The organism is Lentilactobacillus sp., assembly GCF_040773105.1.
Classification (GTDB): domain Bacteria; phylum Bacillota; class Bacilli; order Lactobacillales; family Lactobacillaceae; genus Lentilactobacillus; species Lentilactobacillus parabuchneri.
Genome location: NZ_JAXGWW010000328.1, coordinates 1 through 1,597, shown reverse-complemented (window position 1 = coordinate 1,597; position 1,597 = coordinate 1). Strand labels below are relative to the sequence as shown.

Sequence of the window (1,597 nt, the reverse complement as noted above, 5' to 3'; positions counted from 1 at the left end):
TGAGTGGCGAGAATGGCCGCAACCATATCTTTGGTCGTCGTCTTACCATTAGACCCAGTAATGGCCACAACTTTAGGATTGATTTTTAATAGATAGTACCGACTAAGGGATTGCAGCGCAGTCAACGGGTCATCGACAACCAGCACAGGTAAGCCAGCGGGCGCCTCGCCATGATCTGCTTTCCAAAGTGTAGCGACCGCACCGTTTTGCAGTGCACCCTTAACAAACTCATGGCCGTCGCGTTCGCCTTCCAACGGCACAAATAGTGCCCCCTTAGAAAGCTGACGACTATCAAATGCGACACTGGAAACTTCAATCTGATTCCAGGCACTCGTATCATTCTGAGCAGAAATTGCGCTTGCAATTTCACCAAGTTGCATCTTCATTGAAAACAATCTCCTATTTTCGTCACATTTTTTAAAACACGTCGGGTCTCATTATACCACGACTCCCCGCCAAAAAAACGGGGACATATCGAGCTGTTCCTCGATTGACTCCGCTTATAAATCCATTTCATTTTCTGTAAAGGGCGTTTCATCAGTAATCTCAATACTCCACTGCTTTTGCTCAACATCATATTTGAGGGTCCCAACTTGGTGGGTCGTTTCGTAGACATCCATTCGGTCATGCCACCAGTTTTGCCGTTCCGGATGTTCCTGCAACCGGATGGGGATTAAGTACACCCTGCGCCGCTCAACCGCTTGATCAAAGGCAAACACTAATCCCTCTGAGAAAGCAGCTGACAGTTTTTGAATGATGTCCTTAGGCACCTCACTAACCGAAAAGGGCCGGTTAAACATCATCCAACGATTACTATGCAATAGCCTTAAATGACGTTTCATTGAAATATCCAAAATATGTTCAAAGGTCGCCATCTGACGGTAGTAAACTTTGACAAAATCGCTCTTCGTACTTAAAAAAGCGTAGGCGTTCTGTAGCTTAGAATAGAGTGGCAAGTGATAGTGAGTCCCCATATGGGCCATATATAATAGTTCGGCAATCTCACTAGGCATCATTAAATCCAAATCATCGCTCTCATGATAATCCAGCCACATCTTAGGAGAGTCCGTCCGTGAAAGTAAAAACTCACGCACTGAATTTTGCCCAGTGACCGTTTGAAAACGGGTGTGACTATTAACTTGATTACCCTCAAGCTTTCCATCGATCAAAACAATTCGTTGTGGTACTTCCGGCATACCGTTCACAAAATCGGCCGAAGTAATCCCATACGAAATCACAAGATTGTTCACCTGTTCCCAGTTGATATAGATAAAATTCCCTTGCATCACATTTCCCACGCTCTCTCTCGTTTTAGACACTTTTATTGTACTACGAAACAACTCTAAAAAATGCTAAAGGTTCAATCTGATTAAATTTATTGTGGTTGTCCCGCTGCTTGACGTGCCGGTGGTTATTCAATAATATGAAGGAAATGATTCAAAAGGAGCTTCCATCATGACCAACGTACTTTTTGTCTGTTTAGGTAACATCTGCCGGTCACCTATGGCCGAGGCCATTTTCAAGAATCTGGTTGCCAAAGCTAACCTGCAGGATCAAATTCAAGTTGATTCATGCGCAACGAGTAGCGAAGAAGAGG

General features: G+C 44.2%; 2 protein-coding genes and 1 pseudogene. 1 reads left to right on the top strand and 2 read right to left on the bottom strand.

Annotated features, from left to right (window positions below):
* Both AB3112_RS11370 and AB3112_RS11365 read right to left on the bottom strand, forming a co-directional pair.
* The coding region (locus tag AB3112_RS11370; RefSeq protein ID WP_367334556.1) for a Mur ligase domain-containing protein at window positions 1-386 on the bottom strand (386 nt) is incomplete at its 3' end.
* Window positions 387-500: 114 nt separating this feature from the next.
* Window positions 501-1,289 (bottom strand): hypothetical protein, encoded by a 789-nt coding sequence (locus tag AB3112_RS11365; RefSeq protein ID WP_143443101.1) that lies wholly within the window; start codon window positions 1,287-1,289, stop codon window positions 501-503.
* 166 nt (window positions 1,290-1,455) lie between these two features.
* Between AB3112_RS11365 and AB3112_RS11360 the strand changes: the two are divergent.
* Window positions 1,456-1,597: pseudogene (locus AB3112_RS11360) on the top strand (low molecular weight phosphotyrosine protein phosphatase); the annotation flags it as partial.